This window comes from Rhizobacter sp. P5_A1 (genome assembly GCF_056400745.1).
The window spans coordinates 280083-297064 of sequence record NZ_JBFUKR010000004.1; the positions used below are offsets into that span (position 1 = coordinate 280083).

The following is a 16982-nucleotide window of genomic DNA, read 5'->3' on the forward strand; positions in this document are numbered from 1 at the left end:
GACGCCGTGAACGATCCTGTGGAGGGACCGGCGATGCGCCAGCTCTCGCTCGCCGCGCTGACGGTGCTCGAACTCTCGCCGGTCGAGATGGTGGTCTGCGCGGCCGACACCGGCTATTCGCATGTGGGCTTGCGGCTGGTGCCCGCCACCGACAACGAGCCGCGCTGGGACATGCTCGGCGACACGCCGATGGTGCGCGAGATCGCCGCGGCGCTCGCGGACACCGGCATCCGGGTCCTGGATGTCGAGATCCTGCGCCTGCGGCCCGACACCGATGTGCGCGGCTTCGCGCCCATGCTCGAGACCGGCGCGCGGCTCGGTGCCCGCCACGTGCTCGTCGCCGGCAACGACCCCGACGAAGCCCGGCTCAGCGCGCGGCTGGCCGCGCTGTGCGAGCTGGCCGAGCCGCTGCGGCTGTCGATCTACCTCGAGCCGATGCCCTGGACCGATGCGCGCGACTTCACACAGGCCGCGCGCATCGTCGCCCACTGTGCACAGGCAAACGCCGGCGTGCTGATCGATCCGATCCATTTCGACCGCGCCGGCAACCACGCGGCACAGATCGCTTCGGTGCCCGCCGAGCGCCTGGCCTATGCGCAGTTCTGCGACGCGCCGGCGCAGCGCCCGACCGACCTGGCCGGGCTGCTGCACCAGGCCCGCAACGAACGCCTGCCGCCCGGCACGGGCGGGCTCGATCTGCGCGGCATCCTGGCGGCCTTGCCGCCCGACGCGCCGCTGAGCCTGGAGATCCCGATGCAGCCGCGCGCCGTGACGGCGCAGGCCCGCGCACGCCTGGCACTCGAGGCGACTCGGCGCTTCTTGTCGGCGCTGCCATGAGTTGCGCGTGCCGGCCCCAAGGCTTGTACCATCGATGCACAAGGGGAGCGCACAAACATGACCAAGTACATCGCGACGATCGTCGGCCTCGGCCTCGCAGTGGCCTTCGTCGTCGTGTTCTTCGCCGGCCGCACCGAGACGCGGCACCTGAGCGAGGTCGCGCCGCGCGTCGGCATGAGCTATGACGATCTGATGGCGATGGGTCCGCGGATCGCATCAGCCACCGGTGTCACGCTCGGCACCTCGCGCCATGTCGTGTACCTGCTGGCCTGCAGTGGGCAATCGAGCAAGGCGACGCTCGAGGCGCAGGCGTCGCAGGCCAGCTCGCTGGCCAAGCAGCAACGCCTGAGCGATCGCGAAGCGGTCGTTGCGGTGCTCGCGACGATCGGCAGCAGCGCCGGCGCGGCGAACCTGAAGGGCTGTTGAAACCGCAACGTCGCGGTCGGCGGCCTCAGCCCAGGCAGGTGCGATTTTTTCCGGTGCGCTTGGCCTCGTACAGGCCCTGATCGGCGCGCTCGAGCGCCGCCTCGATCGGCTCGCCGGCCCGATAGGCCGTCACGCCGGCCGAGAAGGTCACGAACACCTGCTTGTGCTCGTGCATGAAGAGCCCGCCGGTCAGCGAGCGCTGCAAGCGGGTCAGGATCGCCTGGCCCTCGTCGACCGGCGTTTCCGGCAGCAGCACGACGAACTCCTCGCCGCCGTAGCGCGCCACATGGTCGGTGGGCCGCAGTGTCTTGCGGACGACCGCGGCGAGCGACTTCAGTGCCTCGTCGCCCGCGCCGTGGCCGAGCTCGTCGTTCAGGCGCTTGAAGTTGTCGATGTCGAGCAGGCCGACGCACAGCGTGCCGCCCGAGCGGTCGAGGCGCGCGCGTTCGGCATCGAAGGCCTGCAGCAGGCCGCGGCGGTTCGCGATCTGCGTCAGCTGGTCGGTCGAGACCTCGTTCGACAGGCGCTGCATCTCGGATTCGAGCTCGTTGACGCGCTGCGTCAGCCCCTGCGCATGGCGATGCTCGTCGTGCAGGCGTGCCTGCGTCTGCTGCACCAGCGCCTGCACGGTGCGGCTTTCCTCGACCATCTCGCGCACGACGCCGGTCAGGCTCTCGAGCGAATCGGCCTTCTCGATCACGTCGGCATAGCGGCCGACGCTGTCGTGGAAGTGGCCGGTCTTCGAGCCGAGTTCGTCGAGCTCGCTGAGCATGCGGTTGATCAGGCCCTTCAGCGAGTCGCGTGCGCGTTCGCGTTCAGCGCGCAGTTCGCCCTGGCGTGCGCGCGTGTCGCGCAGCAGCTCGCTGACGGCGCGGATGCCGCGCGCGCTCAGGCCTTCGTCGATCTTCAGCCGCATCGCCTCGCACTGGCCCTGGGCCCAGCTGTCGTTCTCGGCCAGGTCGGTCAGGCTCGCGGTCAGCTCGGCGCACAGGCCGTTCAGCTGATCGAGCAGGTGATGGCGGTGCTGCAGCACCGGCGCCGCGCGCCGGCACAGCGCCTCGAGTTCGCCGATCAGTTCGGGGGTGGCGCCCTCGCGCTCGATGCCCTCGATCAGCGCGCCGAGCGCGGTCGTGATCTCGTGCGGCGCATCGTCCTGCGCGGGCAGCGCGAGTTGCACGGTGCCGGCGAGCGCGCCGACCGCGCGATCCCAGCGCAGCGGCGCGGGCGCGTCGAGCGCCGCGGGCATGGATGAATCGAGCGCCGCCGGCACGGTCGCACCGGGCGCGGGGGCGAAGGCAGTGTCGTCGTTCGACGCCGCTGCGGCCTCGGCATCGCCGGCATCGCTGTCCCAGCTCGCGACGAGCTGGCCGAGCCGCTGCTGCAGACGCCGTGCGTCGCTGCGGCTGCCGGCCAGCACGCGCTGCAGGCTGTCCTTCTTGCGCGCGGTGGTCCAGCCGCGGCTGCCACGCTCGATGCCGCGCACGATGCGCTCGATCAGCCCCGCGATCGCAGGCCCGTCGTCGATCGCCGCAACGGCCGCCGGCGGCTCGCCGGCTTCCTGGCGCCAGGCGCGTGCGTAGTTCTCGGGAGTCGGCTCGAGCTTGTCGAGCGCCAGCCGCCGCAGCGCGGCCTTTGCGAGCTGCGCGTTGTCCGGGGCGCTGGCGGTCAGCGCGGCGGGTCGGGTCGCTTCCATCGGCCTCAATCAGCCCGCAGGCTTGATGCGCGGGTCCCGGCCCTCGGCGAAGCGCAGCACCTCGGCGATCTCGGTGTCGCCGGCCTTGCCGATCCACGGCGCCTTGCGCGGCAGGATGGTCTGCTGCAGCCAGGTCTCGATGTCCTCCGGCGGTTGCGGCCGGCTGAACAGGAAGCCCTGCATCACGCCGCAGCCCAGGCGGTGCAGCACCTCCATCTGGCGCAGGTTCTCGACGCCCTCGGCGATCACGCGCAGGCCGAGCGAGCGCGCCAGCGCGATGATCGCGGTGACGACCGCCGAGCTCTGCGGCGTCATGCCCAGATCGCGCACGAAGCTGCGGTCGATCTTCAGCTCGCTGATCGGCAGCGTGGTCAGGTAGGCGAGCGACGAGTAACCGGTACCGAAGTCGTCGATCGAGATCTCGACGCCGATCTCGTTGAGCCGGTGCAGCGACGGGATCACGTTCTGCAGGTCCTTCATCAGGCCCGTCTCGGTGATCTCGAGCTCGATCGCATGGTGCGGCACACCGTAGGTCGTGACCGCGTTGTGGATGTACTCGACCAGGTCGGTGCGTTCGAACAGGCGGTTCGGCAGGTTCACCGCGATCGAGTCGGCGAAGCCGAAGCTGTCCTGCCAGATGCGCGCCTGGCGCGCCGCCTCGCGGATCGCCCACTCGCTGAGCGGCACGATCAGGCCGGTCTCCTCGGCCATCGGGATGAAATCGCCCGGCGGCACCAGCACGCCGTTGCGGCGCCAGCGCATCAGCGCCTCGGCGCCGACCATCTTGGCGCCGCGCACGTCGACCTTCGGCTGGTAGTGCAGCACCAGTTCGTCGCGTTCGATCGCCTTGTGCAGCGCACTCTCGAGCTCGAGCTTCTCGCGGCCCTGGCCGGCAAGCGCAGGCCGGTACAGCGACGCCGAGTTGCGCCCGGCCGACTTGACCGAGTACATCGCGACGTCGGAGTTGCGCATCAGGTCGGCGACCGACAGGCCGTCGCGCGGGTACAGCGCGATGCCGACGCTGGCCGTCACGAAGCACTCCTGGCCGCCGACGAAGATCGGCTCGCGCATCAGGTCGAGGATGCGCGACGCGACGCGCTCGGCGTCGCGCTCGTCGGCCACTTCGGGCAGCAGCGCGACGAACTCGTCGCCGCCGAGCCGCCCGACCGCCTCGAGCGAGCGGTGCGAGCGCGACCCGAGCGATTCGATCGAGCTCTCGGTGACCTGATCCGAATGCCGCACGCACGAACGCAGCCGCCGCGCGACCTCCATCAGCAACTCGTCGCCGGCGCCGTGGCCGAGCGTGTCGTTGATGATCTTGAAGCGGTCGAGGTCGATCAGCAGCAGCGCGACCTGGTGGTTCAGGCGCCGGCCGTGCTCGAGCGCGCGCTCGGCGCGCCAGATCAGCTGGCGGCGGTTCGGCAGGCCGGTCAGCACGTCGAAGTTCGCCAGATGGCGGATCTTGTCCTCGGCCATGCGGCGGTCGGTCACGTCCTGCACGATGCCGCTGTAGCCGATCAGGTTGCCGTGTTCGTTGAACTCGGGCTCGGCCTCGACGTGGACGATGCGCTGGCGGCCGTCGCGCAAGGTCGCGGGGATGTCGGTCGCCAGCACCGTGCTGTGCTTCATCACCTCGTGCAGCACCTGCACCAGGCCGCCGCGGTCGTCGTCCGACAGCATGCGCAGCATGGGGCGGAACGCGAGGTGGTCGTTCGGCCCGAGCCCGAACACGCGCAGGCCTTCGACCGAGAACACCGGCCCGCCGTGGCCGCGCCGCCAGTCGAAGCTGCCCATGCGCGCGAGGTCTTGCGCGCGCGCCAGGCGCGACTTGCTGCGTTCGAGCTCGGCGCGGGTGCGCGACGCACGCAGCAGGTAGCGCAGGCGCCCGGCGAGCAGGCTCCATTGCGTCGACTTGACGAAGAAGTCGGTCGCGCCGGCCTCGTAGGCGCGCGTGATCGAAGCGTCGTCGTCGAGACCGGTCAGCATCAGCACCGGCAGCGATTCGAAGCCGGGCAGCACGCGCAGCTCGCGGCAGGTCTCGAAGCCGTCGAGGCCGGGCATCAGCGCGTCGAGCACGACGACGTCGGGCAGCCAGTCGGCCAGGATCGCGATCGCCTGCTCGCCGCTGCTCGCCTCGGTGATCGCGAAGCCGCGCTCGCGCAGCGCGATCGAGGTCAGCAGCAGGTTGACCTCGTCGTCGTCGACGAGCAGCACCTTGGGCTGCTCGGGCAGATCGTCGTCGCCAGCCACGAGGCGCGCGTTCACTGCACCCGCTCCTTCAGGACCGCATCGATGGCCCGCAGTGCAGCATCGAGCGCGTCGCTCAATGCGTGCAGCGGGCCGCTCAGGTCTTCGGCGCTGTCGAGGCGGATCAAGGCCTCGACTTGCGCGCACAGCTGCGACAGCTGCAGTGCGCCGATGCTCGCCGACGACGACTTCAGCGTGTGCGCGACCAGCCGGATCGACGCGCGGTCATTGCCGTGCTGCGCCGCCTCGAGCTGCGGCCGCAGTCGGGTGACCGAGGCCTGGAACGCACGCAGCACCCGCTCCAGCAAGCGGTTCTCGCCCTTCGGGTCGAGCTCGGACAGGCGTCCGAGCGCGACCGCGTCGAGCCCCGACGGGGTGTGGCCGGCGGGATCGCGTGGCGCGCTCGCGTCGCCACCCGCGGTCGCGTCGTTCGACTCCGCAGGCGCGTGAGGGCGCAGGTGCTTGTTCAGCATCGCAAGCATCTGGCTCTGGCGGAACGGCTTGAAAAGATGATCATCGAAACCCAGTTCGCGAAGGCGCTGCACCTCGCCCGGCAGGCCGGGATTGGACAGCGCGACCACGGCTACATCGCTCGCCGACATGAATCTGTAGACGCCGCCGGGGTTGTGGCGCAGGCGCCTCAACCCTTCGGCGCCGTCGAGGCCCGCCATCTGCATGTCGACCAGCACCAGATTGAATTGTGTCCTACACAGCAGATCCAGGCCCTCCAGCATGCCAGACGCGAGCGTCGCGCGACACCCCACACGTCGCAGCATGCGCGCAGTGAGCTCGGGCTGGACCACATTGTCCTCAACGACCAACACATTCGCGTGCGGCGTCGCGACCCGCCTGCCGCGCGCGGCGCGCAACGAGAGCCCGGCCGCCGGCACGCCGCGGACACGGTCCTCGACGCGGCGCCCCGGCGTGGCGGAGCGGCGCGTCACCGGTGGCGAGGTGGGTCGCGCCGGCGTCGACCGGCCGGCCTGGGCGATCTGGGAAATTGTTAACCGCGCGAGCTGCAACAGCCCGGCCAGCGCCTTGGTCTCGACCGCCAGCTCGATGCCCGTCAGCACGATCGCCGCGACGACCTGCCGGTCGCGGATCACCGGCAGCGCCACGGTCGGTGGCGCGCCGGCTTCGAGCTGGCTGCGCAGGGCCTGCGCGAGCGGCGCGGCGTCGAGCCGGACACGGCGCGCGATGGTGCGAAAGCCCGGCTGCGCTTCGACCAGGTCGCTGAGCTGCGCGTGCGTCGCATCGACATCGAGCACCTCGTGCACCGCCACTTCACGCGCGCCGAGCTCGCAGCGCAGCAGCTGCGCGACCGCATGAAGCGCGGCCTCGAACGAGCCCGCCTCGTGGGCGCGGCGCACGAGCAGCGCGGCGGCCTCGATCAGCGAAGACTCGTCGATCGCCGACGCCGGTGCGGACATCAGCGCGACCGCCGGCCGGCGCTGTTCGCCGTGCAGCGCCGAACGCCACAGGCCGAGTGCCAGCAGGCTGGCGACGCCGGCCACGGCGGTCAGCAGCGTCTCGCGCCCGCCCGGCGCCAGCAACGCCAGCGCGGCCACCGCGGCGGCGAACCAGAACGAGAGACGGGACAGGCGAAGCAGCATGGTCGGCGATGTGGCGGGCGCGGCGGGGACTCGCGGTCGAAGCGATCGGACAATGCGGCGCAAGGCCACGGGCTCGCCGTACGGGCGAGGGTCTGCTCGGATTTCGGCACGCCGCGCCCGAACTTGACCCCGGCGCCGCGCAAGGTCTCCGACCCAGGGGCCTCCGTACAATCGTCCCGATGAATCGTCTCGGTGGCCTCAGAAGGCGTGGCTGAATCTCTCGACCTCGCCGGCCGGCCCGCGTCGCTCCCCTGGCTGCTTGCGTTCGCGCTGCTGGCCGCGGCGCTGCTGATTGCCGCGGCGGTCGCGTTCCGTGCAATACGCACGAAATCGCGGCTCGCGGCCCAGCTGCGGGAGGCGCGCGAGCGCGCGACCTGCGTCGAGCCGCTGCTCGACGTGTGGCTGTGGCACAGCGACGCGCAACATCGCATCGTCTCGGTGCGGCCGCCGCACGGCGCGCCGACCGGCGACTGGTCGGCCGCACCGGCGCCGCTGCCGCTGTGGGAGCGCTTCACGGTCGACGATGCACCGGCGCTGCAGGCGATGCTCGCGAACGCTGCCGCGCTCGACGACATCGAAGTCCGGTTCGCCGGCACGCCAGCGCCGCGCCGCGGCCTGCTGCGCGGCCGCCCATGCAGCGATGCGACCGGGCTGTTCGCGGGCTACCACGGCACGTTCCGCGAACTCGCGGCGGTTCCGGCGGCGGCCGCCACGGCGACGCCGATCGCCGCGCTCCGGACGCCCCCCGCCGTTGCCGCGCTCCCGACCGAGCCCGCGCCCGACCACGAATCGTTCAGCTTCACCGTCTCGCACGACCTGCGCGCGCCGATCCGCGTCGTCGAGGGCTTCACGAAGATCGTCAAGGAAGACTACGGCCGGCTGCTCGACCGCGTCGGCAACGACCACCTGGACCGCGTGCTCGGCGCGGCCGCGCGCATGAACAACATGATCGATGCGCTGCTCGCGCTGTCGAAGCTGTCGTCGCAGCCGCTCGCGCAGCAACCGGTGAACCTGTCGCAGCTCGCGAGCTACGTCGCCGACGACCTGCGCCGCCAGTGGCCGCAGCGCGCGGTGCAGATCGAGATCGAGCCCGGCATGCAGGTGCGGGGCGATCCGACGCTGCTGCGCGTGGTCGTCGAGAACCTGCTCGGCAACGCCTGGAAGTACACCGGCAAGGCGGCGCAGGCGAACATCGGCTTCGTGCGTCACGCGCAGCAGGCCGATTCGTTCACGGTCTGGGACAACGGCGCCGGCTTCGACATGCGCTTCGCCGACCGCCTGTTCGGCGTGTTCCAGCGCCTGCACAGCGCGAACGACTTCCCCGGCACCGGCATCGGCCTGGCCTCGGTGCGGCGCATCGTGCGCCGCCACGGCGGCGACATCTGGGGCGAGGCCGAGGTGAATCGCGGCGCGCGCTTTCACTTCACGCTGCCGCAGGGCGCCACGCCGGCGCCGTAACGCGAGTCAGCCGGCCGCCGGCAGTGCCAGCACTTCGACCGCCTTCAGCAGCCGGTTCGCCTGCTCGTCGAGCGTCAGTTTCTCGGCACTGGCGAGGCGGTGCAGGCGTTCGAACGCGTTCGCGCGCGTCAACGAATAGCGGTGCATCAGCACGCCGATCGCCATCAGCACCTCGGGCGACGGCAGCGCCTCGGCCGCGCGCGCGGCGGTCGGCGGCGTTGCGACGCGCTGCGCCGCCAGGTCGGCGAACGCGGCGCCGACGACCGGCAGGATCTGCCCGATGTCGAGCGGCTTGACCAGGTAGGCCACCGCGCCGAGCGCCTTGACCTGCGCCGCGGTCTGCTCGTCGGCGAAGGCCGACAGGAACATGAACGGCATGCGGCAGTACTCGCGCAGGTAGGCGGCGACGTCGAAGCCGCTCTTGCCCTGCATGCGGATGTCGAGCAGCGCCAGATCGGGGCGGTGCTCGCGTGCCAGCAGGATCGCGTCGTCGCCGTTGTCGGCATCGATCACGTCGTAGCCGGCCTGCGACAGGCCGTGTGCCAGTGTCGCGAGCACGAGGCGGTCGTCGTCGACGACAAGGATCGTGCCCTTCAGGTTCGATGTCATGGGGTTCGATTGTCCGTGAAACAGATCGCGCGCGGCCGGCCCGGGCGGCACGGCGTCACGCGATGTCGGCGCGCGTCACGCCGGGCAGCCGCAGCACGATGGTGGCGAGCACCCGGTCGGCGCGCTGCTCGAGCGTCAGGCTCGCGCTGCGCCGCGGCAGCAGCGCGCGCACCAGCCCGAGACCCGAGACGCCACCCGGGATGCGCGCGACGTTGAAGCCGGGCGGCAGCGTGCCCGCGTTGGCGATCGCGACCGTCACGTCGTCGGCGGCGCAGGCCAGCGTGCAGGCGATCTCGGCCTCGGGTGCGGCCGCGCTGTGCTTCACGGCGTTCGTCAGCAGCTCGTTCAGCGTCAGCGCGATCGGGATCGATTCGGCCTCGGGCAGCATCCATTGCGGCGCCGTCGCGCCGGTCACCGCGAAGCGGATCGAACGTCCGAACGTGCGCTGCACCGACGCGGTGATCGCCTGCACCACACTCATCAGCTGCAGCGGCCCGCTCTCGCCGACCTGCAGCCCGTAGACCTGCGCGATCGCCTGCACCTGGCCGACGACCTCGGCGATCGTGCCGGCGACCTCGGGCTTGCGCTGCGCGATCTGCTGCAGCAAGCCCGCAACGCCCTGCAGGTTGTTCTTGATGCGGTGGTGCACTTCCTTCACGAGCATCTCGCGCTGCGCGATCGCGGCCTCGAGCCGCGCCTCCTGCGCGGCGCGCTGCTCGGTCACATCGGTCGCGACCAGCAGCAGCTGGTCGGGCGCCGCGCCGGGCTGCGCCGCGAGCGGCAGGTAGCGGGCGTCCCAGATGCGCCATTCGCCGTCGCGCTCGAGCCGGTACTCGCGCTTCGTGACCTCGGGCGAGGCCAGCGCCTGCTGCATGTCGGCGCGGTGCTGCGCGGCGGTTTCGGCATCGAAGATCTGCTCCGGCGTGCAGCCGATCAGCGCGGCCGGCGTGGTGCGGCCGTTCGCGGCGGCGACGCCGTTGACCTGCAGGACCTTCAGCGTGCGCGCATCGCGCAACGTGATCGCGAGCGGCGCGGCCTCGATGATGCGCTGCAGCTGCGCCTGCGCCTGCGACATCCGTGCCTCGGCCTCGCGGCGCCGCTCGATGTCGAGCAGCGCGTAGGTCAGCTGCCGGCCGGTCGATTCGCGCGCGGTCGAGACGACATTGCCGACGACCCAGAACTCGCGCCCGTCGCGCGCCTTCACGCGGCACTCGAAGGTCTCGGCCTGGCCCTCAACGAGCTCGGTCAGGTATTCGGTGCGCAGGAACGGGTGCGCCGGATCGGCCGTCGCGGCGGTCGCGATCGGCAGGTTCACGAAGTCGGCGAGCTCGGCGCCGAACATGCGCCGCGCCGAACGGTTCATCCACTCGATGCCCTGCGGGCCGACCGTGACGATGCCCACCAGCACCGAGTCGAGGATCGCGCGTGTCCGCTCGGCCTGCAGCGCCACCGCGCGCTCGGCGCGGTGGCGCGCGTCGACGTTGACATACGACGCGATGATGCCGCCGGCCACGTCGCCGGCGCTGACGAGCCGCTTGCTGACCTGCACCCACAGCAGCCGGCCGTCGCGCACCCGCAGCGGGCGCTCGCCGGTCCAGTGGCCGAACTGGCGCAGCTGGGCTTCCTCGTGGCGCCAGCGACGCTCGAAGTCATCGGCATCGGCGAACAGCTCGGCCAGCGGCAGCGCCGCGAGCTCCGCGGCGCTGCAGCCGGCCAGGTGCGCGAGCGCCTGGTTTGCGCGCTGGATGCGCCCGTCGCGCAGGAACGCGATGCCGACGCCCGAGAGGCTGAACATCAGCTCGCGATCGCGCGCCAGTGCCTCGAGCTCGCGCTGCTGCGCCTTCAGCCGCGTGATGTCGGCGAGCACCGCGATCGCTTCCGGCGCGCCGCCCGCCGGGCCGGTGCGGCGCACCGAGAGCGAGTACCAGCGCGTCTCGGTGGCGCCCTTCGCGAGCAGCTCGAACTCGGTCTCGTAGAGAGCGCCTTCGGTCAACGCCTGCCAGGCATCGGTGACGATGCGCTCGGTCGGCTCGCGGCCGGCGAACAGCTCCTGCACGCTGCGCCCGATCACCGAGCCGACCCGCAACCCGAGCATCGATTCGAAGCGCCGGTTGCAGCGTGCCATCACGTTGCCGCGCAGGTAGGCGATGCCGGTGGTCGTGCTCTCGAGGATCGTGCTCAGCTCGCGCAGCAGCTGCTCGGTGCGCTGCTGCGTCTCGTGCTGTTCGGTGATGTCGAGCGTGACGACCGAGGTCGTGCGCTTGCCCGAACCGAGCGTGGCCGGCTCGACCCGTGTCAGCAGCCAGCGCCGCCCGAGTTCGGGGTGCTCGACGCCGTAGCGCACCTCGGCGCGCTGCGCATCGCGCAGCGCCGTCTGCAGCCGCTCGAATGCGGGAAGCGACTCGGGCACGACGATCTCGCGGCCGATGCTGTGCAGTGCCGCCGCGCCGCCCGGCGCGCCATCGAGCTCGGCGCTGCGGCTGCTGTGCGCCGGCTGCACCCAGCCCGACGACTCCTGGAAGGTCGCGAGGCCAACGCCGGCCGCGTCCATCAGCGCGCCGATCTGCGATTGCGCCAGGTCGCGCTCCTCCTCGGCGCTGCGGTCTTCGAGAATCGCCATGTAGCGGCGCTGGCCCCCGGCCGCACGGTAGCAGCGCAGCGCGGCACGCAGCAGCCGCGCGTTCGCGCCGGGCGGCGCGACCCAGCCCTGCTGCTGCACCGGCAGCGCGCCGGGTTCGAGCTGCGCGAGCACGCCGCTCGCGCTCCAGCCGAGCAGCTCGCGCAGGCCGCTCGGGGCCTCGGCGAGCGACACCGGCACCGGCCCGGCGAGCGCGTCGAAGCTCGGGTTGCTGCGCAGCAGCAGGCCGCGCTCGTCGAACAGCACCATGCCGACCGGGCTGAGCTGGAACCAGTCGTCGAGCTCGCGCAGCGAACGGTCGGCGCGCTCGCGCGCGACGTGTTCGGCGGTCGTGTCCTGCAGCACGCCCAGGTACAGCGGCTTGCCCGCTTCATCGACCAGCGTTCGGCGCGAGACGCGGTAACGGCGTTCGCGACCGCCCGCGTCGATCAGCCGGCCCTCGACCATCGCCGGTTCGGGTGCGCGCACGCCGCCGCCGGCGCGCATGCGCTCGCGCGCCGCGAGGATGCGTGGCCGGTCGTCCTCGGGCTGAAACTCGATCGCGTCGCGGCCGATCAGCTGCTCGCGGCGGTGGCCGACGAGATCGGCGAACGCCCCGTTGACATCGAGAAAGCGGAAGTCCGGCCCCTGCAGCGTGGTCGGGAACGGCGACTCCCACAGGAACGCAATCGCCTCGCGCATCGCGCCGGCCGCCTGCGCGCGCGGCGGCGTCGGGCGCGTCGGCGCTGCGGCCGAGAACACGAGGCGCAGTGCCGAATGCGCGGCGTCGAGCCTGCGCCACTCGAGGTGCGCCGGTCGCCCATCGGCGAGGCGGATCTCGGGGGACGCCGATGCGCCGTTGCCCCCGCCGCCCGCCTGCCGCAGCCACGCGACCGCGGCCGCACCGAGCGTCGACTGCAGTTGCTCGACCGGCGCGCCGACCTCGCACGGCAGCCAGCGCAGCGCCGCTGTGTTCGCGAGCACGACGCACGCCTGCGCGTCGAGCACGACGACGGCGTCCGACAGCAGATCGAAGAACTCGCGCCAGCCCGCCGCAGGCGACCACGGTTCGGGCAATCCGGTCACATCACTCCAGCTCGCTCGCCGACATCAGCGCCCGCAGTTCGGCACGATTGATCTCGCTGACGCTCATCATCAGCTTGTCGGCCGCCTCGCGGAACTCGTACAGCGCCTCGCCTTCGACCGCCTGCACCAGCTCGATGAACGGCTGGTACGGCCCGCTGTTCTCGGCCAGCGCCTGGCGCACGCGCTCCGGCACCGGGATCGCATCGAGCAGCTGCGAAAAGGGCTGCTGGAACATCCGGTCGAGCAGCGAGAACACACCGCAGATGAACATCTCGTTGCGCATCTCTTCATCGCCGCTGCCGCGCACCAGCTCTTCCATCAGCAGGCCGCGGCGCACCGCGGCGAACATCACCGGCTTCAGGTTGACGTCCTTGCTGGCGGTCGCGAGCAGCAGCGCGAGCCAGCGCTTCAGGCGCTGGTAGCCGAGCATCATGATCGCGTGGCGGAACGAGCTGATCTCGACGCGCAGGCCGAACGCCGGCGAGTTGATGTAGCGCAGCAGCTTGAACGCGAGCGCGGGGTCGCGCTTCAGCGTCGCTTCGAGCTTCTCGATCGGTTCTTCCTTGTCGACCTGGCGGATCAGCTCGGCGATCGCCTGCATGCCCGGCGCCGCGACGGCCTTGCCGCTGCGCGCCGCGGTGACCGTGACCGCATCGTCGATCGGCCAGCCGAGCACCGCTTCGGCGCCGCGCGCGAAACAGGCCTCCATGTCGGCGACCGTGCGCACGCCCGACTGCACGTGGCCGATCGTGCGCGTGACGCCGGCCGGCGTGTTCGGGTCGCCGATGCGGCGATCGTCGGCGAGGTCGATGATCGAGTACTTGAAGCACGGCAGCACCTGGCGCGGCAGCTCCTTCAGCGGCCGGCCCTTGAGCAGCAGCGTACTGCCGTTGGCATGCAGCGCGGTCAGCGCATCGACGTTGGCCGGGTCGACGGCCATGAAGGCCGGCACCTCGACCATCAGGTTCGACGACGGCTGCGCGAGCAGCAGTTCCTGCAGCAGGCTTTCGCTGACGACGTTGAGCGAGACGCGCGCGCCGCTCGCCGGCCAGACGTTGCCGACCTCGTGCAGCAGCTGGCCGACATCGAGCACCGCATCCGGGCGCAGCGGGAACACCGTCAGCCGGGTCGCGGTGACCGAGCGATTGCGGTCGATGAACGGCGAGTAACCGAGCGCGACTTGCCCCAGGATGGCCGCTGCATCACTCACGCCGGGATCCTCGCATTCACGCCGAAATTCATGTCAGGTGTTGAGGTAATTGAACAGCGACAGGCGCTGCACCATCGAATACGCCTTGAGGGCCGCATCGTAGCCGGTCTGCTGGTTCGAGAAGTCGGAAATCGCCTGGGTCATGTCCAGATCCTCGGCGCTCGAGCGTTCGGCCTGGCTCGACAGCTTCAGCGCCGACAGGCGATCGGTCACCGAGTCGATGCGGTTCATCGTCGCGCCGATCTGGCTGCGCGCGGAAATGACCTGGCCGAGCACCGAATCGAGGCGGGTCAGGCCGAAGGCGTTGCCCTGCGCGACCTGCGTGTTGCTGCGGCCCGGCGTCTTCAGCTCGGCGATGGCCTGGTCGAGCGCATCGAACACGCTCAGGTCGGAGGTCGACGGCGCGAGCTCGAAGGCATCGCCGTTCGCCGGCGAGCCGGTGATCGTCGCCGACATGCCGTCGACCTGGATCGCCTGGCCGGGCGTGAACGCGAGGTTGGTCTGCGCGGTCGCGGCGCCGTCCTTCAGCACCGAGTACATCGTCGTCGCACCGCTGGTCGTGAACTGCAGGGTGTAGGTGGATCCTGTCAGCGCCGACGGGTCGACGACCTTGCCGGCATCGATCACCGCGCTGCCGGTGCTCGCGACGACGCGCGTCTCGAACACGCCGTTGCCAGTGCGCGCCTGCATCCAGGTCGATTCGCCGTCCATCGTCAGCGGCAGCGGGTCGCCGGAGGCCGCCTGCAACTGGCCCGAGGTGCCCTGGAACTGCACGCCGCCGGCCATGTCGACGAACGGTGCCTGGGTCGAGCCCTGGCCGCCGAAGAGATAGCTGCCGGAACCATCGGTGCGGTTCGCGATCGCGAACAGCTGCTCGCGCAGGTCCGAGAGCTGATTCGCAACGCCCTTGCGCTCGGCATCGGTGTAGGTCGCGTTGCCGGCGGCGACGAGCGCCTCGCGCGCCGATTGCAGCAAGGTGCCGGCATCGCCGAGCGCACCTTCGGTCAGCGTCATCGCGTTGTCGCTGGCGTCGACCGCACGCTGGCTCGCGATCGTGCGCCGCTCGGACGCGAGCGCGCGCTCGGAGCGCGCCGCCGCGGCCGGGTCGTCGCTCGCGTGGTTGACGCGCTTGCCGGTCGTCATCTGCTCCTGCGTGCCGGAGAGCTTGGCCTGGCGGTCGACCAGCGCGTCGAGCGAGGTGCTGTAGGTGTTGGAGGTGCTCAGGCGCATGGGTTCACCTTAGGAAGACGCCGCTTGCAGCATCGTGTCGAAAATGGCTTGCGCGACCTGCAGGATCTTGGCCGCCGCCTGGTAGCTCTGCTGGTACTGGATCAGCTTCGCCGCTTCTTCGTCGAGGTTGACGCCGGCCTTGTTCGCGCGCGCCGACTCGGCCTGACTCGCGGCCGCGCTCGAGATGCTCGCCGCCGTCTTGCCGCCCTGCACGCGCACGCCGATGTTCGCCAGCGCGCTCGCGTACGCGTCGGTGATGCTCTGGCTCGACGCGCCCGTTCCCGAGCCGCCGGGCGGTGCGACGATGCCGGTCTGCGCGAGACGCGCGAACGCGAGCGCGTTGCCGTTGTTCGCGGCGACCGACACGGTCGGCACGACGCTGACCGTGTCCCCGCTCTTCGGCACGCCGGCGAGGTTCAGCTCGAAGCCGTTCAGGCTGATCGGTGTGCCGGCTGTCCAGGTGCCGGTGCCGCTGCTGCCGTCGCTCAGATTCCAGGTGTAGTCGCCGGTGGCCGAGGTGAACGTGATGTCGGCGCTCAGCGCGCCGTTGTACGACGGGTTCACCGCGGTCAGCGAGGCGATCGTCGCGGTGCCGGCGTTGTCGACACCGACGCTGCCGGTGAACGGCGCTGCCGCCGCGATGCCCTGCGTGTTGGCGAGCACGCTCTGCATGCTCTGCGCCGCATTCGCGACCGGCTGCAGCAGGAAGCGATCGCCGTTGCTCGCGGCGCCGCCGGTCAGCTTCAGCGTCACGCCGTCGAACTGGAAACCGCCCGCGCTCTGCAACGCTGTGGTCAGGGCGGCGCCACTCGCCACGACGGTCCGGTCGCTCGACCGGGTGAGCGCGTAGTTGGTGCCGTCGAAGCTCATCGCGTAGTCGCTCGCCTGCAGCTGCGCCGAATCGTCGACCGTGATGCTCAGCGCGGCGCTGCCGGTATTGGTCGCGGCGCCGAGCACGCGCGCGGCGCCGACCGCGAAGATCGGCGCGCCGGCGCCGGCCGGCTGGCCGAGGTCCAGGCCGAGCTTTTGCTGCGTGTTGACCGCGCCGCTGATCGCCGCAGCCATCTGGCCGAGCAGGTTCTTCGCGGCGCCCAGGTCGTCGTTCTGGAACTTCAGCAGCCCCGAAAGCGATCCGCCGCCGAGGCTGTCGGCCGGCACCAGGCGATTCACCGGGCCCTCGCTCAGGGTCAGCGCCACCTTGGCCGGGTCGAGGCTGTCGGGCACGGCCTTCAGCGTGCTCGCGTTCGCGCCCAGCACGAGGTTCTGGCCGCCGCCGATGAACAGGCCGACGCTGCCGTCGTCGGCCTCGATCGTCGTCACGTTGATCGCGCCCGCGATCTGGCTGACGAGCTGGTCACGCTGGTCGAGAAGCTGGTTCGGCGGCTGGCCATTGCCCTTCAGCGCGGCGATCTGCGCGTTCAGCTGCGCGACCTGCTGCGCGAGCGAGTTGACGTTCGCGACCGTCGCCTTCACATCCTGCGTGACGCCGGTCTGCAGCGCGCTGAGCTGGTCGCCCGCGGCGCGAAAGCGCGCGGCGAGCTCCTGCGCCTGGCTCAGCACGACCTGGCGTGCCGACGAATCGGCGGGGTTGTTCGACAGGTCGACGAACGCGTTCAGGAACTCGCCTGCCGCGTAGCCGACGCCCGAGCTGCCGATCGGGAACACGTTCTCGAGCTGGCTCAGCTTGTCGGAGCGCGCCGCGTCGCTCGCCGCGACCGCACTGCTGCCCACCGCCTGCGTCGTCAGGTACTTGTCGTACGCGCGCGTGACCGTCGTGACCGTGACGCCCTTGCCGAAGAAGCCCGAGCCGGTGAACTGGCCGGGCGCGTCGGCGAGCTGCGCGTCCTGGCGCGAGTAGCCGGTCGTGTTCGCGTTGGCGATGTTGTTGCCCACGGTCTGCAAGGCCGCGTAGTTCGCGAACATCGCGGTCTTGCCGATCGACATCAATGCAGACAT

At 71.1% G+C, this 16982-nt stretch carries 11 protein-coding genes; 3 read left to right on the forward strand and 8 right to left on the reverse strand.

Annotated features, from left to right (window positions below):
- Window positions 1-33: 33 nt before the first annotated feature.
- Window positions 34-837: a sugar phosphate isomerase/epimerase family protein gene (locus AC1DTW_RS06445; RefSeq protein ID WP_477980200.1), complete on the forward strand. Its 804-nt coding sequence runs from the start codon at window positions 34-36 to the stop codon at window positions 835-837.
- A 57-nt stretch (window positions 838-894) separates the two neighbouring features.
- Window positions 895-1263, forward strand: a complete 369-nt coding sequence (locus AC1DTW_RS06450; protein WP_477980201.1) for a hypothetical protein — start codon at window positions 895-897, stop codon at window positions 1261-1263.
- Between the two features lie 25 nt (window positions 1264-1288).
- Here AC1DTW_RS06450 and AC1DTW_RS06455 read toward each other — a convergent pair whose 3' ends face one another.
- The 3 genes from AC1DTW_RS06455 to AC1DTW_RS06465 are packed head-to-tail and all read right to left on the reverse strand — an operon-like array spanning window position 1289 to window position 6816.
- Window positions 1289-2956, reverse strand: a complete 1668-nt coding sequence (locus AC1DTW_RS06455) for a sensor domain-containing diguanylate cyclase (protein WP_477980202.1) — start codon at window positions 2954-2956, stop codon at window positions 1289-1291.
- 9 nt (window positions 2957-2965) lie between these two features.
- Complete coding sequence (locus AC1DTW_RS06460) at window positions 2966-5221, reverse strand: putative bifunctional diguanylate cyclase/phosphodiesterase (RefSeq protein WP_477980203.1); 2256 nt, start codon at window positions 5219-5221, stop codon at window positions 2966-2968.
- Complete coding sequence (locus AC1DTW_RS06465; RefSeq protein WP_477980204.1) at window positions 5218-6816, reverse strand: response regulator; 1599 nt, start codon at window positions 6814-6816, stop codon at window positions 5218-5220. The genes AC1DTW_RS06460 and AC1DTW_RS06465 overlap by 4 nt, the downstream gene beginning before the upstream one ends.
- A gap of 207 nt (window positions 6817-7023) precedes the next feature.
- Here AC1DTW_RS06465 and AC1DTW_RS06470 point away from each other — a divergent pair, with 207 nt between their 5' ends.
- The gene (locus tag AC1DTW_RS06470; RefSeq protein WP_477980205.1) at window positions 7024-8274 is read left to right on the forward strand and encodes a sensor histidine kinase; all 1251 of its coding nucleotides are present in this window, start codon (window positions 7024-7026) and stop codon (window positions 8272-8274) included.
- A 6-nt stretch (window positions 8275-8280) separates the two neighbouring features.
- On the opposite strand, the gene AC1DTW_RS06475 is transcribed toward AC1DTW_RS06470, so the two are convergent.
- Genes AC1DTW_RS06475 through flgK form a run of 5 tightly spaced genes read right to left on the reverse strand, consistent with a single transcriptional unit; the run spans window position 8281 to window position 16982 of the window.
- Complete coding sequence (locus tag AC1DTW_RS06475; protein ID WP_477980206.1) at window positions 8281-8883, reverse strand: ANTAR domain-containing response regulator; 603 nt, start codon at window positions 8881-8883, stop codon at window positions 8281-8283.
- Window positions 8884-8938: 55 nt separating this feature from the next.
- A complete protein-coding gene (locus tag AC1DTW_RS06480) occupies window positions 8939-12586 on the reverse strand; it encodes a PAS domain S-box protein (RefSeq protein WP_477980207.1) in 3648 nt (1215 codons plus the stop codon).
- A 1-nt stretch (window position 12587) separates the two neighbouring features.
- Entirely contained in the window at window positions 12588-13796 is a 1209-nt protein-coding gene (locus tag AC1DTW_RS06485) for an EAL and HDOD domain-containing protein (RefSeq protein ID WP_477980208.1), read from the reverse strand.
- A gap of 33 nt (window positions 13797-13829) precedes the next feature.
- On the reverse strand, window positions 13830-15026 hold the full coding sequence (flgL, locus tag AC1DTW_RS06490) for a flagellar hook-associated protein FlgL (RefSeq protein WP_477980209.1): 1197 nt from the start codon (window positions 15024-15026) through the stop codon (window positions 13830-13832).
- A gap of 9 nt (window positions 15027-15035) precedes the next feature.
- A complete protein-coding gene (gene flgK, locus AC1DTW_RS06495) occupies window positions 15036-16982 on the reverse strand; it encodes a flagellar hook-associated protein FlgK (RefSeq protein WP_477980210.1) in 1947 nt (648 codons plus the stop codon).

Coding starts and splice junctions, on each gene's coding strand:
- AC1DTW_RS06445 (WP_477980200.1), top strand. CDS start 34: ATGCGCCAGCTCTCGCTCGCCGCGCTGACGGTGCTCGAACTCTCGCCG.
- AC1DTW_RS06450 (WP_477980201.1), top strand. CDS start 895: ATGACCAAGTACATCGCGACGATCGTCGGCCTCGGCCTCGCAGTGGCC.
- AC1DTW_RS06455 (WP_477980202.1), bottom strand. CDS start 2,956: ATGGAAGCGACCCGACCCGCCGCGCTGACCGCCAGCGCCCCGGACAAC.
- AC1DTW_RS06465 (WP_477980204.1), bottom strand. CDS start 6,816: ATGCTGCTTCGCCTGTCCCGTCTCTCGTTCTGGTTCGCCGCCGCGGTG.
- AC1DTW_RS06475 (WP_477980206.1), bottom strand. CDS start 8,883: ATGACATCGAACCTGAAGGGCACGATCCTTGTCGTCGACGACGACCGC.
- flgL (WP_477980209.1), bottom strand. CDS start 15,026: ATGCGCCTGAGCACCTCCAACACCTACAGCACCTCGCTCGACGCGCTG.
- flgK (WP_477980210.1), bottom strand. CDS start 16,982: ATGTCTGCATTGATGTCGATCGGCAAGACCGCGATGTTCGCGAACTAC.